Source organism: Vibrio sp. Y51_MX_L26 (assembly GCF_024181935.1).
GTDB classification, from domain to species: Bacteria; Pseudomonadota; Gammaproteobacteria; order Enterobacterales; family Vibrionaceae; genus Vibrio; species Vibrio diabolicus.
In genome coordinates, this window is the sequence record NZ_JAMZAS010000017.1 from 35,380 (window position 1) to 52,114 (window position 16,735).

The window sequence follows — 16,735 nt, forward strand, 5'->3', positions numbered from 1 at the left end:
TGTGGAGAGATTATTTCTTCTGGCTGTTCAACGCACGGATACGGCTTGATAGCGAGTAAAGACGGATGAAACCACCCGCATGGCTTTGGTCGTAAACCTCATCTTCACCAAAAGTTGCGAACTCTTCTGAGTACAAGCTGTTGTCAGAACGTTTTTGCGTTACCGTGGCTTGGCCTTTGTAAAGCTTAACAACCACTTCACCATTCACGTCTTGCGCTAGCTCTTCTGAAGCGGCAAGGATCGACTTACATAGCGGCGTAAACCAACGACCATCGTACACAAGGTGAGACGCTTTTAGCCCCAGCTCTTCACGGAATTCGAATGATGATTTGTCTAGCACGAGCTGTTCAACGGCACGCAGCGCTTCCATCATGATGGTGCCTCCCGGTGTTTCGTAGCAGCCACGAGATTTCATTCCTACTAGACGGTTTTCAACGATATCGATACGACCAACACCGTGCTTCGCACCTTTTTCGTTTAGATAAACCAACGCGTTGTATGGTGTCATCGCTTCGCCATCAACTTCGACCACCTCACCTTTTTCTACTTTCAGCGTGACGTATTCCGCTTCGTTTGGTGCTTGCTCTGGGTCTACAGTCCATACCCAGCAATCTTCGTTTGGTGCATTCCACGTATCTTCTAGGACGCCACCTTCAGTGGAAATATGCCATGCATTTGCATCACGTGAGTAGATCTTAGTAAGAGACGCTGAACAAGGAATGTTACGCTCAGCTAGGTAATCTAAACATTCTTCACGGCTCACTAGGTCCCATTCACGCCAAGGGGCAATCACTTGTAGATCTGGTGCTAGTGCTGCGAATGCACCTTCGAAACGAACTTGGTCATTACCTTTACCTGTACAGCCGTGACACAATGCGTCCGCGCCCACTTTACGTGCGACTTCAACCTGTGCTTTAGCAATAATTGGACGCGCCATTGATGTACCCAGCAGGTACTTACCTTCGTAGTACGCGCCGGTTTTTAGCGTTGGGTAAATGTAATCCGCCACCATCTCTTCTTTCAGATCAGCGATGTAACACTCAGAAGCACCTGAAGCTTTTGCTTTCTCTTCAATACCTTCTAGCTCTTCTGCGCCTTGACCAACATCGGCAACGAAAGCAACGACTTCACAATCGTAGTTCTCTTTTAGCCACGGGATAATTACTGAGGTATCTAGACCGCCTGAGTATGCGACTACCACTTTATTTACGTTCACTTTGCTCATCTTTCTTCTCCAAACTTAACTGGCGCTGCGCTCGGCGGTCAGTGCCAACTACTACTTCCTAATATTGAATTCTTTTGCTGATGCTTATTGAGGCAAAAATTGCGTTCCAATACTTTCACCAGCGAATAGCTGTACTAATTTTTCTGGGTAACGCCAGGTGGCGACTTCGATAGGACGACCAAGATCATTGGCCGCCTCCAAAGCAGCTTTAACTTTGACGATCATGCCGTCTGTGATCACCTGCCCTTTGATCAATGCATCGGCTTCTTGCTCAGATAGCGTTTTGATCAAATGCCCTTTGCCATCGAGTACGCCACTCACATCTGACAACAGGACCAATTCGGCATCTAGAGCACCTGCCACCGCGACTGCGGCTTGGTCAGCATTCACATTCATCATCTGGCCATCTGTGGTTAAGCCAATTGAACTGATGATCGGCAGTGCACCTGTGTTTAATACAGCTTGTAATAGCGTTGAATCACCCGGTGATGCTTTACCTACCGCGCCCAACTCTGGGTCAAGTTCTTCAACAAGACACAAACCACCATCGGCGAGGCTAAGACCTACTGCATTGAGTCCATCTGCGATGGCTTGACCTTGAAGTAGCTTATTCGCTGTGCCTGCAAGCGCGCCTGCAATCACCGGAATTTGATCGTAAGGCGTTACGCGTAAACCGTTTTTCTTTACGGTTTCAAGCTGAAGCTTTGCCATCAACTCATCAACTAGGTAGCCACCGCCATGAACGATGGCGATTTGTCGCTGTGCCGATTTTTGGTAAGCCGCAATGGCACCAAACAGTTGGCTTAAGGTTTGAGTGCAAGATAGAGCAGCACCGCCTAGCTTAATGACTAAAGGAGCTTGATTGGTTTGCGTCATCGCATTTCCCTCTTTCAACGACTACAGCAACGCTGTCAGTTCTGGGTAACCATAATGAATATTGAGACATTGCATCGCTTGACTTGATGCACCTTTAAGTAGGTTGTCGATAGCTGAAATCACAATGATGTGTTCGCCTTGTACCTTCCAGCCGATATCGCAGAAAAGGGTATTTTCGACATCCTGAATACGTGGAATGCCATCGCCTTTTAAACGCACGGCAGGCTTTCCTAGATAAGCTTGTTCAAATGCTTGAGCGACTTGTTGCTCTGTAACGCCTGATGCTAGCTTCATGGTGATCGTGGCAAGAATGCCGCGTTTAAAGTTGCCTAGGTGCGGAGTAAAAATCACATCGCAACCTAAGTGCTGAGCAATTTCTGGTTGGTGACGATGAGTAAATACACCATAAGGTTGCAAGCTCACTTCACAGAAACTGTTCACCATAGAAGCTTTACGCCCAGCTCCGGACACACCGCTGGTCGCGTTAATGACAGGCCATTGATTGGTATCCACTAATGCATTTTCGAGTAGAGGTTTGATGGCTAACTGCGAAGCAGTCGGGTAGCAACCAGCTACAGCAACTAAGGGAGCAGTTTTAATTGATTCCTGGTTCCACTCTGCTAAGCCGTATGCAGCTTTATCTAGCCAGTTATTATGTTGATGCTCGAAGCCATAAAAGGTGTTGTAAAAACCTTCACTTTGGACGCGGAATGCCCCCGATAAATCGAATACCTGACAGCCTGCCTCCAAGAAAGTTGGGGCTAGATCGTGGCTCACCTCATGAGCCGTTGCTAAAAACACCACATCCGATTCTTGAGCGATTTGCAGTGGATCCGTTAGTGGCGAGACCGGAATATCAATGATGCCTGCTAACTTACCGTGCAGCTGCGCAATATTCTTTCCTGCATCAACACTGTTGGCGGAAACGTATAAACCTGATAGCGTGAGTTGTGGGTGTTTATTAACCATTAACGCTAACTCTGCGCCGGTGTAACCGCTGGCTCCAATAATCGTGGTTTTTAGCATTGTGTGACATCCATATACTTAAAGGCTCAAATGACTATTCATATTTAATTTTTGCTTTATTTTGATTTTTTATTCATTAAATATGATTCAATATGTGTTTTACATTTTTGTGGTCTGTCTGTCAACAGGAGATTTGAAGAATCCATGCAATTACCAACTTTTCTAGAGGTCTATGAAGGACTCATCAGCACCTCTTCTATCAGCTCCACGGATCCGAGCTGGGATCAGGGCAATGCAAAAGTCATCGAAAAACTCGCATCTTGGTTTAAAGATCTGGGTTTTAGCGTTGAAGTGATCGAGGTCGAGCCAGGCAAGCACAATATGATTGCACGTATGGGTGAGGGTGAAGGCGGCCTTTTACTTGCGGGCCATAGTGATACCGTGCCATTCGATCAAGGACGATGGAATTTTGATCCACATAAGCTGACTGAAAAAGACAATCGCTTTTACGGTTTAGGCACGGCAGACATGAAAGGCTTTTTTGCTTTTATTTACGAAGCCGTCAAAAAAGTCGACTGGAGCAAACAAACCAAGCCGCTATACGTGTTAGCCACTTGTGACGAAGAAACCACCATGTTGGGTGCACGACATTTCACCGTAAACGCCCCTTTTAAGCCGGATTACTGCATTATTGGTGAGCCTACCAGCCTCGTTCCTATTCGCGGCCACAAAGGTCATGTGGCGAATGCAATTCGGGTCACGGGTAAGTCAGGCCATTCATCCGATCCTGCCTTAGGCGTTAACGCGATTGAGATCATGCATGAAGTGATGTTTGCCATGATGCAACTGCGCGATAAATTGGTGAAAGAATACCACCACCCGGGTTTTGCCATTCCAAGCCCTACCCTAAACCTTGGACACATTCACGGCGGTGACAGCGCTAACCGTATTTGTGGTTGCTGTGAGCTGCACTATGATGTTCGCCCGCTACCAGGGATCAGCCTGGATGGCCTAGAAAATATGCTGCGCGGAGCATTAAAAGAAGTCGAAACAAAGTGGCCTGGACGCTTGGAGATAATTCCGTTACATGAACCAATTCCGGGTTACGAATGCCAACATGACCACCCATTTATCGGTGGTGTTGAAGAGATCTGCCAAACCAGTTCAGAAACCGTGAACTACTGTACTGAGGCGCCCTTCTTACAACAGCTCTGTCCAACCTTAGTTCTTGGCCCGGGTTCAATTGACCAAGCGCACCAACCGGATGAGTTTCTCTCATTTGATTTTATCGATCCCACAATTGATGTGCTTTCAAAGGCAATGGTCAAGTATTGCTGTTAATACGCGAATAAACTCAAAAGTCAGTGCAGCTCGATTGAGCTGCATCTTTTTATCTTCACAATTTAGCGCTAGCCTTAACACTTCTTTAACTTGTTATTTTGTAATTAATTTTCACTTCTTATTCTACAGCTGCCGTAAATTTGCTCTAAATCAGGAGACAGCGGAATAATTGCAAACTTAGTCTGCTTTATTTGACTATAACTGGTGCTTTTCGCTAGATTGGAGTCTTAACAAGGACAATGGATGTAGTTTTTTTACGAGGCAGGACGACAATGAACGAGAAATACGCCGCACTCAAAAGTAATGTGCGCATGTTAGGCCACTTATTGGGTAACACCATTCGCGATGCCCATGGCGAAGAAATCTTCGAGAAAGTGGAAACCATTCGTAAATTATCCAAATCGGCTCAAGCAGGTAATCAAGCAGACAGGGAAAGCTTGATAGAAGAAATCAAACACCTACCCGATGAGCAACTAACGCCCGTTACCCGTGCGTTTAACCAATTTCTAAATCTCACCAATATTGCTGAGCAATACCACACGATTTCACGCCATTGTGAAGAGCACATTTGTGAACCAGACGCGATTAACTCGCTGTTTTCTAAACTGGTACAAAACGATGTGAGCAAACTGGACACTGCGCAAGCGGTTCGTGATCTGAATATTGAATTGGTATTGACGGCTCACCCAACGGAAATCACGCGTCGCACCATGATCAACAAATTGGTCAAGATCAATGAGTGCTTATCAAAGTTGGAACTGAGTGATCTTTCTTCTAAAGAGCGCAAGAAAACCGAGCGTCGCTTAGAGCAACTTATCGCACAAAGCTGGCATTCTGACGTGATTCGTCAACAACGCCCTACTCCATTGGATGAAGCGAAATGGGGTTTTGCCGTAGTAGAAAACTCACTGTGGGAAGCAGTGCCAGACTTCTTACGTGAAATGCACGATCGCTTGAAATCTTACTTGGGTGAAGGTTTACCAATTGATGCTCGCCCTGTGCACTTCTCTTCTTGGATGGGGGGTGACCGCGACGGTAACCCGTTCGTCACTCATAGCGTGACGCGTGAAGTATTGCTTCTGTCTCGTTGGAAAGCCGCAGATCTTTATCTCAATGACATCAACGAGTTGATCAGTGAACTGTCTATGACGGTTTCAAACGACCAAGTTCGTGAGCTTGCTGGCGAAGATCAGCACGAACCATATCGTGCGATCCTGAAACAACTTCGCACCCTATTGAACGAAACCAAAGATATTCTCGATGCTAAAATCCATGGTCAAAAACTGGCCGTTAAAGCTCCGTTGCAAAAAGTCGAGCAACTTTGGGAACCTCTGTATGCCTGTTACCAGTCGCTAAATGAATGTGGCATGGGTGTGATCGCAAATGGCTCTCTACTGGATACATTGCGCCGCGTAAAAGCATTTGGTATTCATCTTGTTCGCCTTGATATCCGCCAAGAGAGCACTCGTCATTCAGACGTATTGTCTGAATTAACCCGCTACTTAGGCATTGGTGATTACGAACAATGGAGCGAGCAAGATAAGATTGCTTTCCTAACCAACGAACTCGCATCTAAACGTCCTCTTCTGCCTCGTGATTGGGAACCATCAGAACCTGCCAAAGAGGTTTTGGACACCTGTAAGATTATTGCAGCACAACCGCGTGAAGCATTCGGTGCCTACGTTATTTCTATGGCACGCACTGCATCAGATGTGTTAGCAGTCCACCTACTTCTGCAAGAAGCAGGCTGCCCATATCGTATGGATGTTTGCCCGTTATTCGAGACGCTAGACGACTTGAACAATGCAGAATCGGTCATCAAACAGCTGATGGGTATCGACCTATACCGTGGCTTTATCCAAAACCACCAAATGGTCATGATTGGTTACTCTGACTCAGCGAAAGATGCGGGTGTCATGTCTGCAGGCTGGGCTCAGTACCATGCGATGGAATCATTAGTAAAAGTGGCGGAAGAAGAAGGTGTTGAACTGACTCTATTCCACGGTCGTGGCGGTACAGTAGGCCGCGGTGGCGCGCCAGCACACGCTGCACTTCTGTCTCAACCACCAAAAAGCTTGAAAGGTGGTTTGCGCGTAACAGAACAGGGCGAGATGATCCGCTTTAAACTGGGCCTTCCAGATGTCGCCGTAAACAGTTTTAACCTTTACGCGAGCGCGATTCTAGAAGCCAACCTATTGCCACCACCAGAGCCAAAACAAGAATGGCGCGACTTAATGGAAGTGCTATCAGAAGTTAGCTGCGAGTCTTATCGCAACGTAGTTCGCGGCGAGCCTGACTTTGTGCCTTACTTCCGTCAAGCGACACCAGAGCTCGAGCTCGGTAAGTTGCCACTTGGCTCTCGTCCTGCAAAACGTAATCCGAAGGGCGGAGTAGAAAGCTTACGTGCAATCCCGTGGATCTTCTCATGGAGCCAAAACCGTTTGGTACTTCCTGCATGGCTAGGTGCGGGTGAAGCGATTCAATACTCGATCGATAAAGGTCACCAAGCGCTGCTCGAAGAGATGTGTCGTGAATGGCCGTTCTTCTCGACTCGCCTTGGCATGTTAGAAATGGTGTACTCGAAGTGTAATATCGATATTTCTCGCTATTACGATGAGCGATTGGTGGATGAATCACTCCGTCCACTCGGTGAAAAGCTTCGCGCTCAGCTTCAAGAAGATATCAAAGCAGTACTGAATGTAGAGAACAACGAAAACTTGATGCAGCATGACCCTTGGGGACTCGAATCGATTCGCTTGCGCAACATCTACGTTGAGCCATTGAACATGCTACAAGCCGAGTTGCTATACCGTACACGCCAAACCGAAGAAGCATCTGCAAACCTAGAAGAAGCGCTAATGGTGACAATTGCTGGTATTGCAGCTGGCATGCGCAACACAGGCTAATCGCTTCATTTGTAATAAAAAAGCTGAGCAAGTGCTCAGCTTTTTTTTGGCGCTGGATAATTGCGCAACCAAAAGGCAGTTTAATAAACTATAAAAAACCCAAAAATTACCACACAAAAAGAATAAAAAACCACAAGTTAACACTATTGATTATTATGTTAGTTTTTTAGGGTAATTTTGTCCTACTATTCCACTTCATGCTTATTATTTATATACTACTTGCCTGCTGAGAGCTCATAAATCCAATCATACCTGCTCCAGCCATGATGGGACTCCCCATCTCTCTAGGTGATAAACGGCTTTAAGGTGACAGGACCAACATTGTTGGTGCTACTTATACATTAAAAAACTCAAGTGCCAGAAAGAGCACAGCTGAAAGTATAAGTAGCTTGTTTACAAGTTTATTGACCATTTGGATTGAAGACATGTCATTACCACACGTAATCTTAACTGTTCTTAGCACTCGCGACGCAACCGGTTACGATATCACTAAAGAATTCTCTGCTAGCATCGGTTACTTCTGGAAAGCAAGCCACCAACAAGTGTACCGTGAACTCAATAAAATGGCCGAGAAAGAGCTGGTTACTTGCGTTTTAGAACCCCAAGAAGGCAAACCAGACCGTAAGGTCTACTCCATCACAGATGCTGGTCGCAGCGCTTTAGGAGAATGGTTTGATCAACCAACTGCACACCCGACTGTTCGTGATGAATTTTCAGCGAAATTGATGGCATGTGCCGTTCAACCATCAACACCTTTCCGTGATCAACTCGCCGAACTGGTTGAAGAGTCTCGCAAACTGGTTTCTCACTACAAAGAAATTGAAGCGGCTTACTACGCAACGCCGTCAACTTTAGACAAACAAGCTCGCCTAGAGCGTTTAACGCTTCGTCGTAACCTACTGTTACGTGAAACGTGGATCACGTGGGCTGAAGAAGTCCTAACAGAACTTGAAGTGATTGGTTAATTTCCTTTTACTTTGATACAACGAAAAAGGCTTGCCACTTGGCAAGCCTTTTGTCTTTTTGAAACCCGATTTATGCACCTACTACAGCGCGAGGACGAACGCCTAGCGTATGACATAAAGCGTAAGTCATCTCTGCACGGTTTAGGGTGTAGAAGTGGAAATCCTTAACGCCTTCACGACTAAGTACGCGCACCATATCAATAGCTTGGCTTGCTCCCACAAGCTGACGAGTCACCGGATCATCATCCAAGCCTTCGAACTGTTTACTCATCCAACCTGGTACTTTCACATTGTTCTGCGCAGCAAAGCGAGAGGCTTGCTTAAAGTTCGATACAGGCAAAATTCCTGGCACAATTTCCACGTCAATTCCTGCCGCTACACAGCGGTCACGGAATCGCAGATAAGACTCAACATCAAAAAAGAACTGAGTAATTGCACGGTTTGCGCCAGCATCAACCTTACGTTTTAGGTTCAATAAGTCAGACTGCGCACTTTTAGCTTCAGGGTGAACCTCAGGAAATGCGGCAACTGAGATATCAAAATCGTGACGTGATTTCAGCAACTCAACTAAATCCGAGGCATACATGTCAGGCGCACCGCCACCAGGAGGAATATCACCACGCAGAGCAACGATATTTTCAATGCCATTATTCCAGTAATCATCGGCAATATTAATCAACTCTTCGCGAGTCGCATCAATACAAGTGAGGTGAGGAGCAGCAACCAATCCGGTTGTTGCTTTGATTTCTTTAATGATGGAGTGCGTTCTGTCACGCTCGCCAGAGTTCGCGCCGTAAGTCACAGAAACAAATTTAGGTTGGAGCGTTTTAAGACGGTGCACTGAATTCCAGAGTGTCTCTTCCATCTTCGCGCTGCTTGGTGGAAAAAACTCAAATGATACATTGATGTTGTCTGACAACTCAGCAATATTCTGGTTCAAGGCGTCAATATGGCCTGCGTGCGTGTATCCCATCTTACTCTCCCTGTGGCACTCCGCCACGAAAATAAATTCCTCAAATCGACGTTTAGACGTCTATATGTCTACAGAATGTATTGAATACGATTTAATGTCAACCTTGTAATTATGAATTTTTCTCAAGTTAATAATGAGGATAGTTCAAGTTATTACTTGAACGTTATTTCACCACTTATCACAAGCCGATACTTCAGTATGGCACTGAAGGAAAAATAAAAAACCCTGGTCGGGTTCCAGGGTTTTAGGTATCTCGCAACTTTAGAATAAACCGGCTAATCGGTTGAGGTCAGATTGAATCGCGCCGGCTGTCACTTCTCTTCCTGCGCCAGGCCCTCGAATAACGAGTGGGTTATCTTTGTACCACTTACTTTCAATGGCAAAAATGTTGTCGCACGGCAGAAGGTTGGCGAGCGCATGTTCACGAGATAACGCTTCTACTCCCACCGTCGCTTTACCATTTTTTTCTAAACGCGCAACGTAGCGAAGCACTTGATCGTTTCTCTGTGCTTTTGTCAGGCGCTCTTGCAGTATTTCACTCAACAGCCCTCCGTTATCGAAGAAGTCATCGATACTAAGTTCTCTTAATTCTTCTGGTACTAGAGATTCAACCTTAACGCTGCCCGGCTCAATATCGAGACCAGACTCTCGAGCTAAGATAACCAGCTTACGCATCACATCTGAACCATCTAAATCAGAACGAGGATCAGGTTCTGTTAAACCTTGCTGCCAAGCGAGGTCGACTAAATCATTAAATGGTACTGAGCCGTCAAATTGTTGGAATAACCATGATAACGTCCCAGAGAAAATACCCGATAGAGCAACGATCTCATCCCCACTTTCACGTAGATCTCGCACGGTATGGTTTATTGGTAACCCCGCACCAACCGTCGCGTTGTACAGCCAATAACGACCAATTTTAGCGAATGCATCTTGAACCTGATGGTAATACTGGCTATCTGCCGAACCCGCCACTTTGTTAGCGGAAATCAAATGAATGCCCTGCTGCGCAATTTCTACATAGCGCTGAGCTAAGTCTTTACTCGCTGTCACATCAAGCACTACGGCTTCATCGTAATTTTTTAGCGCTCCTAAGTGAGTCAACCAAGATCCATCGTTTGCTAGGCTTTCATCATCAAATCGTTCAGCAACACTTGCTGCATCAATACCTTGCTCATCGAACCAGTAGGTTTGACTATCCACGACCGCGACAAGGTCAAAGCTCATGCCATGACGTTTTTCGAGCTCACCTTTTTGAGTTGCAAATAAATTTAACCAACTAGAACCAATGTTGCCCTTGCCACATAAAGCCACCGCCACGCGCTTTTGCGCTTGGAACAACTGGCTATGAATCGTTTGAACCAACACTTCGGTATCAGTACGACGCAAAACGGCGACTAAACTCAGCCCCGACTCAGTTTCAGAAATAAATTCAACCGGAGAGTGTTTTAACTTCTGATAAAAACCAAAACAATGGTTGGCGTTTTTCGTAACGCCAGCGCCTACCGCCGCTAAGAGCGAGTAGCCTTCCTTGAGCTTAATCTCCGCTTCAACCGCAAGCTCTTGTAAGTGTTTCAGTGCGCCACCAGCAATTTCTGCGGTATACGCCAAGCGCAACGTGTGTTGATCGGGCTGTGCCTCAAATGCCAATGGCTCCAATTGCGCTCGCTGCAACGCTTGTAATACATCATTCTGTGTTTTTTCGAAGTCGTGCCCATGCATGAAAGACAGCTGCACCAATAAAACATCATCCAGCGAGGTAATAATTTTAGCGCCACGGCCAGACGCCAAGACACGCTCAATACGAGTAGAGCCCGATTCCGGCAGATAGCTACACTTGAGGTTGAGATCCATAGTACTTTGCGCCACAGGCTGAAGTGTACGACTGTGTAGGACTGGGGCGGCTAAACGGGCGAGTTCGCTGGCTTCATCCAATCGAAGTAATGGTAACAGACACGCGTCTGCCACCAAACGCGGATCGGCACTATAGACACCGGCAACGTCACTCCAAATGGTGACCGTGCTCACTTCAGCCAGAGCTCCAATGACAGTTGCAGAATAATCAGAGCCATTACGACCAAGTAAAATGGTTTCGCCCGCCTCGTTCTGAGCCATAAAGCCAGTAATTACCACACGTTTATGATTGTGTTGCGCGAGAACTTCTTTTATCAAAGGATATGAACGAGCGCGATCAACTTCAGGTTGAGTCCCGGCTTCCGCACGTAAAAACGCTCGTGCATCTTGTGCGACAGCGGGGATAGAACGTTGAGATAATAACGCGGCCAATAGGCGAGCAGACCAAACTTCTCCGTGTCCTAGTACCGCGGCTTTTTGCGCGCCAGTGAGTGGTGCAGTCAGCTCAGATAAGGTACTGAACTCATCATGCAGTAACGCTAATAGCTCTTCTTGTACTTCATTTTCCAACAAATTTTCTATTAGCTCCGTTTGGAACTGCCTTAGGCTTTGAAGTGCTTCATGCGCGATTCGGCCATCTTTGTCTAACCCTTCCAGGAACTCAATCAAGCGGTTAGTGGTTTTTCCTGCCGCCGAAACGACCACAAGATCATTTTCCGTCGAATACTCCTTAAGAATATCCACAACGCGTAAATAGCATTCTGGGTTTGCTAAGCTACTGCCACCAAACTTATGCAGCTGACGTTGTACAGTCATTATTCTCGTCTCCTATTGTTGGGCAGCTTTAGCGAATGCTTGCTCTAAGTCCGTGATGAGATCTTGTGCATCTTCCAAGCCGACAGACAAACGCAATAGTTGATGTGACACCCCCGCTTCTGCCAGTGCTTCCTCTCCCATAGCGCGATGCGTCATGGATGCCGGATGACAAATCAAGCTTTCTACTCCACCTAATGACTCAGCCAATGAAAACAGTTGGAGCTCTTTAACGAACACTTTTAACTGCTCAAACGAACCGGCAAACTCAAAGCTCAGCATAGAGCCAAAGCCCGTTTGCTGCTTTTTAGCAATGTCATGACCCGGGTGCTCCGGCAGGCTTGGATGATAAATGGTTTTAACTAACGCTTGCTTCTGGAGATAAGCCAGTACCTGCTGTGAACTCTCTTCATGCACTCGCATGCGAGCACCAAGTGTACGAATGCCTCGCAACGTCATATAACTATCGAAAGGTGTGCCAGTCGCACCAATGCAATTGCCCCACCATGCAAGCTCTTCTGCATGCGCTTCTGTTTTGGTGATGATCACGCCACCAATCACGTCTGAATGACCGTTGATGTACTTCGTTGTGGAGTGGATAACAAAATCCGCACCTAGCTCTAAAGGTTTTTGGTACACGGGTGTCAAAAAGGTATTGTCCACCGCAACTAACGCGCCGACTTGTTTCGCTTTTTCACAGGTAGCTGCAATATCCACTACGCGAACCAGAGGGTTTGACGGAGTTTCTAGCAAAATGAGTTTTGGTTTTTGTGCTAATGCTGCATCCAAAGCTTGCTCGTCTGATTGATCGACAAACTGAACCTTAAAATCGCCTTTGTTGGCTCGGGTATTAAAAAGACGATAGGTGCCGCCATAACAATCGTGAGGAGCAATAATGAGATCATCAGGGCCAAGAAAAGCGGACACCCATAAATTTAATGCCGACGTACCGCAGTTCGTGACAACCGCTCCTTTTCCAGACTCGAGTTCAGATAACGCACTTTCCAACAGTCCGCGGTTTGGATTTCCAGATCGCGTGTAATCATACTTAGGTACCTCACCAAAAGCAGGAAAACCGTAGTTAGTGGAAAGATAAATAGGTGGAACGACAGCGTGATATTGGCTGTCTGATTCAATACCAGTGCGTACTGCAATGGTCGCAGGTTTGCGAGAGCTCATGGGTGTATCCTTTCACGGGTAATGACTTCTAAATAGGAATGCGCTATATCTAATGAGTAAAATAAAGTGATCAACACACTTCCTTTGCTGTTCTGTTCACTTTACTCGTCAAAAAATGAGACGTCAACACTTCTAGACGTCTATATGTCTTTGCTTATGGCGGTAAATGCAGCTAAAATCAGCACCTAAATTATTTTTAACTGATTACATAAATGAAGGTGTGCAATGGCTGACTGGAATGGCGAATACATTAGCCCATATGCAGAGCACGGCAAAAAAAGCGAACAAGTAAAAAAAATTACCGTCTCTATCCCGCTAAAAGTTTTAAAAGTGCTAACTGATGAGCGTACTCGCCGTCAGATCAATAACTTACGCCATGCAACCAATAGTGAATTACTATGCGAAGCATTTTTGCACGCGTACACAGGTCAGCCACTTCCAACAGATGAAGACCTTCGTAAAGACCGTCCAGATGATATTCCAACAGAAGTAAAAGCACTGATGACGGAAATGGGCATCGAATTTGAGTCGTTTGACGAAGAGTAAAAAAAGCGAGGCTTGAGGCTTCAGATAGCAATTCTTATATCGAGACAAAAGAATGACATAAAAAATGGGACGCGATTGCGTCCCATTTTTTGTACATCACATCTAATAGATATATTACTCTGCCATGTAGTTTTCAGGCATCTCGATACGAGCAACACCTGAATCAACTGCCGCCTGAGCCACAGCTTTTGCAACACGTGGTAGTAAACGTGAGTCCATTGGTTTTGGAATGATGTAGTCTGCACCAAACTCAAGCTTATCGACGCCTGCGGCCTTCAATACAGTTTCAGGTACAGGCTCTTTTGCTAGCTCACGAATCGCCTCAACGGCTGCAAGTTTCATTTCATCATTGATTTCACTTGCGCGCACATCAAGAGCACCACGGAAGATGAATGGGAAACACAATACGTTGTTTACTTGGTTCGGGTAATCACTACGGCCAGTCCCCATGATCAAATCATCACGAACAGCGTGGGCAAGTTCCGGCTTAATTTCAGGATCTGGATTCGAACATGCAAATACGATTGGCTTATCTGCCATCAGCTTCAACGCTTCCGCTGGCAATAGGTTTGGACCAGATACACCTAGGAACAGATCCGCGCCTTCAATCACGTCTTCTAATGTGCGTTTGTCCGTGTTGTTTGCGAATAGCTGCTTGTATTCATTAAGATCATCACGACGAGTGTGGATCACACCTTTACGATCCAGCATGTAAATTTTTTCGCGCATTGCACCACATTTAATCAGCAGCTCCATACACGCAACGGCTGCAGCGCCAGCGCCAAGACAAACGATCGTTGAGTCTTCAAGCTTCTTACCTTGAAGTTCGATCGCGTTCAGCATGCCTGCCGCCGTTACAATCGCAGTACCGTGCTGATCATCGTGGAATACTGGTACATCACAACGCTCAATTAGACGCTTTTCAATCTCAAAACAATCTGGTGCTTTAATATCTTCAAGGTTGATACCACCAAAGGTGTCTGCAATGCTTGCAACAGTATCAACAAATTCATCGATCGTGCGGTGCTTAACTTCAATATCAATAGAATCAAGACCTGCAAAACGTTTAAACAATAACGCTTTACCTTCCATTACTGGCTTAGATGCAAGTGGACCTAGGTTACCTAGACCTAAAATAGCGGTACCGTTAGAAATAACAGCAACCATGTTGCCTTTCGCTGTGTACTTGTACACGTTATCAGGGTTTTGTGCGATTTCACGCACTGGTTCTGCAACACCTGGGCTGTAAGCAAGGGCAAGATCACCCGCCGTTTCCGCAGGCTTTGTCAATTCGACAGCAATCTTCCCTGGAGTTGGATAAGCATGGTAATCCAATGCTTTTTGGCGATGTTCTTCTTCTGGAGTGGCTGCTTGGCGATTGTCTTCAGACATGGACGTTTCTCTTTTTTATTTTTAGGTAAGGGGGGATAAATTCTATCGGATAGAAATCAAACTTCATAGGCAAGATTGCGAGCAATATCCTTAAAAAGCCGATAATAAAAGAGATTAGACCAGATAGCGGGGATAAGCACCTGATTTTCGAGTCAGGTGCTCTTTTCTTCTTACAATTGAAGTGCGCAAAATCCTGGACGTTATTACTCTTCGTCTACGTATTGCGCTTGGAGGTAGTTCTCAATGCCAGACATTTCAATCAAGCCAAGTTGCGTCTCTAGCCAGTCAACATGCTCTTCTTCATCTTCAAGAATATCTTGAAACAGATCGCGAGACACATAATCTCGAATGTCTTCAGCATAGGCAATCGCATCTTTTAAATCTGGAATGGCGGCCATTTCAAGCTTTAAGTCACACTCGAGCATTTCTTTAGTGTCTTCACCTATCATCAACTTGCCTAAATCTTGTAGATTCGGTAAGCCCTCAAGAAACAAAATACGCTCAATCAGATGATCGGCATGTTTCATCTCATCGATAGATTCGTGATATTCCTTATCTGCTAGGTGCTTTAACCCCCAGTCCTTATACATTCGAGCATGAAGAAAATACTGATTAATAGCGATGAGCTCATTTCCGAGCACTTTATTGAGATGTTGGATGATGATTGGATCGCCTTTCATGACAAAAACCTCCTCTTTAGCTTCATTTAAATGTAGAAGCAAATGAGAAGGTGTCAAAACGCTAGGTAAATAATTACTTAATTACTGCATGCTCACAGTAATTAGCTAGCTTGTTTGAATACCGTGTAACTGGTTTCCGCTAAAATATCCTTGGCCTGTCTGATGCACTTACCACATTGGCTACCCAATGCTGTGCATTTTTTGATTCCTTTAATATCCGTTACGCCTTCATATATCGCCAACTTCCTAATTTTCTTGTCGGAGACCCCATGGCAAAGACAAACGTACATACTCAAAAACCTATTAAATTAACCTGTGGCAACCAATATAAACAAGAATAATTCTTGTTACCAGTCGCATTGATAGGCCTGTTCAGAATATTTTGTTATATAGATTTGGTGACAGTAGGCAAAGATCAGAGGGTTAGGTGTTACGACTAAAGGTGTTGAAAAATAGAGCCGGTAATATTTTGTTTTTAAATTAAAAAATTAACGCATTTCCTACGAACACTTATAACCAAATATAATTTAGATATAAAAAAGGGAAGCCTAAGCTTCCCTTTCTCGATGCGCTTTCTTCATAAAGAAGAAGAGTGCAAGATTTCGTTTAATTCGTTATGAATTAGTCGAAGATCTTAGCAACAACACCAGCACCTACTGTACGGCCACCTTCACGGATCGCGAAACGTAGACCTTCGTCCATTGCGATTGGTGCGATTAGCTCAACAGTCATCTGTACGTTGTCACCTGGCATTACCATTTCTACGCCTTCTGGTAGCTGGATGTCACCAGTTACGTCAGTTGTACGGAAGTAGAACTGTGGACGGTAGCCTTTGAAGAATGGAGTGTGACGACCACCTTCATCTTTAGACAGTACGTATACTTCTGATTCGAACTTAGTGTGTGGAGTGATTGAACCAGGCTTCGCTAGTACTTGACCACGTTCAACTTCGTCACGCTTAGTACCACGTAGAAGTGCACCAACGTTCTCACCTGCACGGCCTTCGTCTAGAAGCTTAC

Annotated in this window: 13 protein-coding genes and 1 pseudogene; 4 read left to right on the plus strand and 10 right to left on the minus strand. The window is 45.5% G+C overall.

The window, feature by feature from the left end:
- Positions 1-10: 10 nt before the first annotated feature.
- The 3 genes from NL645_RS21985 to argC form a co-directional block, all read right to left on the minus strand.
- Positions 11-1,225 carry an argininosuccinate synthase gene (locus NL645_RS21985; RefSeq protein ID WP_065645889.1) on the minus strand — a complete coding sequence of 405 codons (1,215 nt, stop codon included), beginning with the start codon at positions 1,223-1,225 and terminating at the stop codon, positions 11-13.
- Between the two features lie 84 nt (positions 1,226-1,309).
- Positions 1,310-2,101, minus strand: coding sequence for an acetylglutamate kinase (gene argB, locus NL645_RS21990; RefSeq protein WP_046874627.1), 792 nt, complete (start codon positions 2,099-2,101; stop codon positions 1,310-1,312).
- A 21-nt stretch (positions 2,102-2,122) separates the two neighbouring features.
- On the minus strand, positions 2,123-3,127 hold the full coding sequence (gene argC / locus NL645_RS21995; RefSeq protein WP_253652404.1) for an N-acetyl-gamma-glutamyl-phosphate reductase: 1,005 nt from the start codon (positions 3,125-3,127) through the stop codon (positions 2,123-2,125).
- A 144-nt stretch (positions 3,128-3,271) separates the two neighbouring features.
- On the opposite strand from argC, the gene argE reads away from it, so the two are divergent.
- The 3 genes from argE (at position 3,272) to NL645_RS22010 (ending at position 8,279) form a co-directional block, all read left to right on the plus strand.
- Positions 3,272-4,408 (plus strand): acetylornithine deacetylase, encoded by a 1,137-nt coding sequence (gene argE / locus NL645_RS22000; protein ID WP_253652405.1) that lies wholly within the window; start codon positions 3,272-3,274, stop codon positions 4,406-4,408.
- A 272-nt stretch (positions 4,409-4,680) separates the two neighbouring features.
- Positions 4,681-7,314, plus strand: a complete 2,634-nt coding sequence (gene ppc / locus NL645_RS22005; protein WP_253652406.1) for a phosphoenolpyruvate carboxylase — start codon at positions 4,681-4,683, stop codon at positions 7,312-7,314.
- Between the two features lie 425 nt (positions 7,315-7,739).
- Entirely contained in the window at positions 7,740-8,279 is a 540-nt protein-coding gene (locus NL645_RS22010; RefSeq protein WP_005395734.1) for a PadR family transcriptional regulator, read from the plus strand.
- A 70-nt stretch (positions 8,280-8,349) separates the two neighbouring features.
- Here the strand turns inward: NL645_RS22010 and metF are convergent, their stop codons facing one another.
- From metF to NL645_RS22025, 3 genes are all read right to left on the minus strand, one after another.
- On the minus strand, positions 8,350-9,252 hold the full coding sequence (metF, locus tag NL645_RS22015; protein WP_005395737.1) for a methylenetetrahydrofolate reductase: 903 nt from the start codon (positions 9,250-9,252) through the stop codon (positions 8,350-8,352).
- A 261-nt stretch (positions 9,253-9,513) separates the two neighbouring features.
- The gene (locus tag NL645_RS22020; protein WP_104969869.1) at positions 9,514-11,922 is read right to left on the minus strand and encodes a bifunctional aspartate kinase/homoserine dehydrogenase II; all 2,409 of its coding nucleotides are present in this window, start codon (positions 11,920-11,922) and stop codon (positions 9,514-9,516) included.
- Between the two features lie 12 nt (positions 11,923-11,934).
- Positions 11,935-13,098, minus strand: a complete 1,164-nt coding sequence (locus NL645_RS22025) for an O-succinylhomoserine (thiol)-lyase (protein ID WP_114324092.1) — start codon at positions 13,096-13,098, stop codon at positions 11,935-11,937.
- Between the two features lie 225 nt (positions 13,099-13,323).
- Here NL645_RS22025 and metJ point away from each other — a divergent pair, with 225 nt between their 5' ends.
- Positions 13,324-13,644 carry a met regulon transcriptional regulator MetJ gene (metJ, locus tag NL645_RS22030; protein WP_005381353.1) on the plus strand — a complete coding sequence of 107 codons (321 nt, stop codon included), beginning with the start codon at positions 13,324-13,326 and terminating at the stop codon, positions 13,642-13,644.
- 114 nt (positions 13,645-13,758) lie between these two features.
- On the opposite strand, the gene NL645_RS22035 is transcribed toward metJ, so the two are convergent.
- The 4 genes and pseudogenes from NL645_RS22035 to tuf form a co-directional block, all read right to left on the minus strand.
- Entirely contained in the window at positions 13,759-15,036 is a 1,278-nt protein-coding gene (locus NL645_RS22035; RefSeq protein ID WP_006742766.1) for a malic enzyme-like NAD(P)-binding protein, read from the minus strand.
- A gap of 203 nt (positions 15,037-15,239) precedes the next feature.
- Complete coding sequence (bfr, locus tag NL645_RS22040; protein WP_005395745.1) at positions 15,240-15,716, minus strand: bacterioferritin; 477 nt, start codon at positions 15,714-15,716, stop codon at positions 15,240-15,242.
- 101 nt (positions 15,717-15,817) lie between these two features.
- Entirely contained in the window at positions 15,818-16,006 is a 189-nt protein-coding gene (locus NL645_RS22045; protein WP_253652407.1) for a (2Fe-2S)-binding protein, read from the minus strand.
- A 331-nt stretch (positions 16,007-16,337) separates the two neighbouring features.
- Positions 16,338-16,735 (minus strand): annotated as a pseudogene (gene tuf, locus NL645_RS22050) (elongation factor Tu); the annotation flags it as partial.

What these genes read in the sequence shown, in the direction of transcription:
- metF (WP_005395737.1), bottom strand. Translation starts at nt 9,252, where the DNA reads ATGGGATACACGCACGCAGGCCATATTGACGCCTTGAACCAGAATATT.
- argE (WP_253652405.1), top strand. Translation starts at nt 3,272, where the DNA reads ATGCAATTACCAACTTTTCTAGAGGTCTATGAAGGACTCATCAGCACC.
- bfr (WP_005395745.1), bottom strand. Translation starts at nt 15,716, where the DNA reads ATGAAAGGCGATCCAATCATCATCCAACATCTCAATAAAGTGCTCGGA.
- NL645_RS22010 (WP_005395734.1), top strand. Translation starts at nt 7,740, where the DNA reads ATGTCATTACCACACGTAATCTTAACTGTTCTTAGCACTCGCGACGCA.
- NL645_RS21985 (WP_065645889.1), bottom strand. Translation starts at nt 1,225, where the DNA reads ATGAGCAAAGTGAACGTAAATAAAGTGGTAGTCGCATACTCAGGCGGT.
- argC (WP_253652404.1), bottom strand. Translation starts at nt 3,127, where the DNA reads ATGCTAAAAACCACGATTATTGGAGCCAGCGGTTACACCGGCGCAGAG.
- ppc (WP_253652406.1), top strand. Translation starts at nt 4,681, where the DNA reads ATGAACGAGAAATACGCCGCACTCAAAAGTAATGTGCGCATGTTAGGC.
- NL645_RS22020 (WP_104969869.1), bottom strand. Translation starts at nt 11,922, where the DNA reads ATGACTGTACAACGTCAGCTGCATAAGTTTGGTGGCAGTAGCTTAGCA.
- NL645_RS22025 (WP_114324092.1), bottom strand. Translation starts at nt 13,098, where the DNA reads ATGAGCTCTCGCAAACCTGCGACCATTGCAGTACGCACTGGTATTGAA.
- argB (WP_046874627.1), bottom strand. Translation starts at nt 2,101, where the DNA reads ATGACGCAAACCAATCAAGCTCCTTTAGTCATTAAGCTAGGCGGTGCT.
- NL645_RS22035 (WP_006742766.1), bottom strand. Translation starts at nt 15,036, where the DNA reads ATGTCTGAAGACAATCGCCAAGCAGCCACTCCAGAAGAAGAACATCGC.
- NL645_RS22045 (WP_253652407.1), bottom strand. Translation starts at nt 16,006, where the DNA reads ATGTACGTTTGTCTTTGCCATGGGGTCTCCGACAAGAAAATTAGGAAG.
- metJ (WP_005381353.1), top strand. Translation starts at nt 13,324, where the DNA reads ATGGCTGACTGGAATGGCGAATACATTAGCCCATATGCAGAGCACGGC.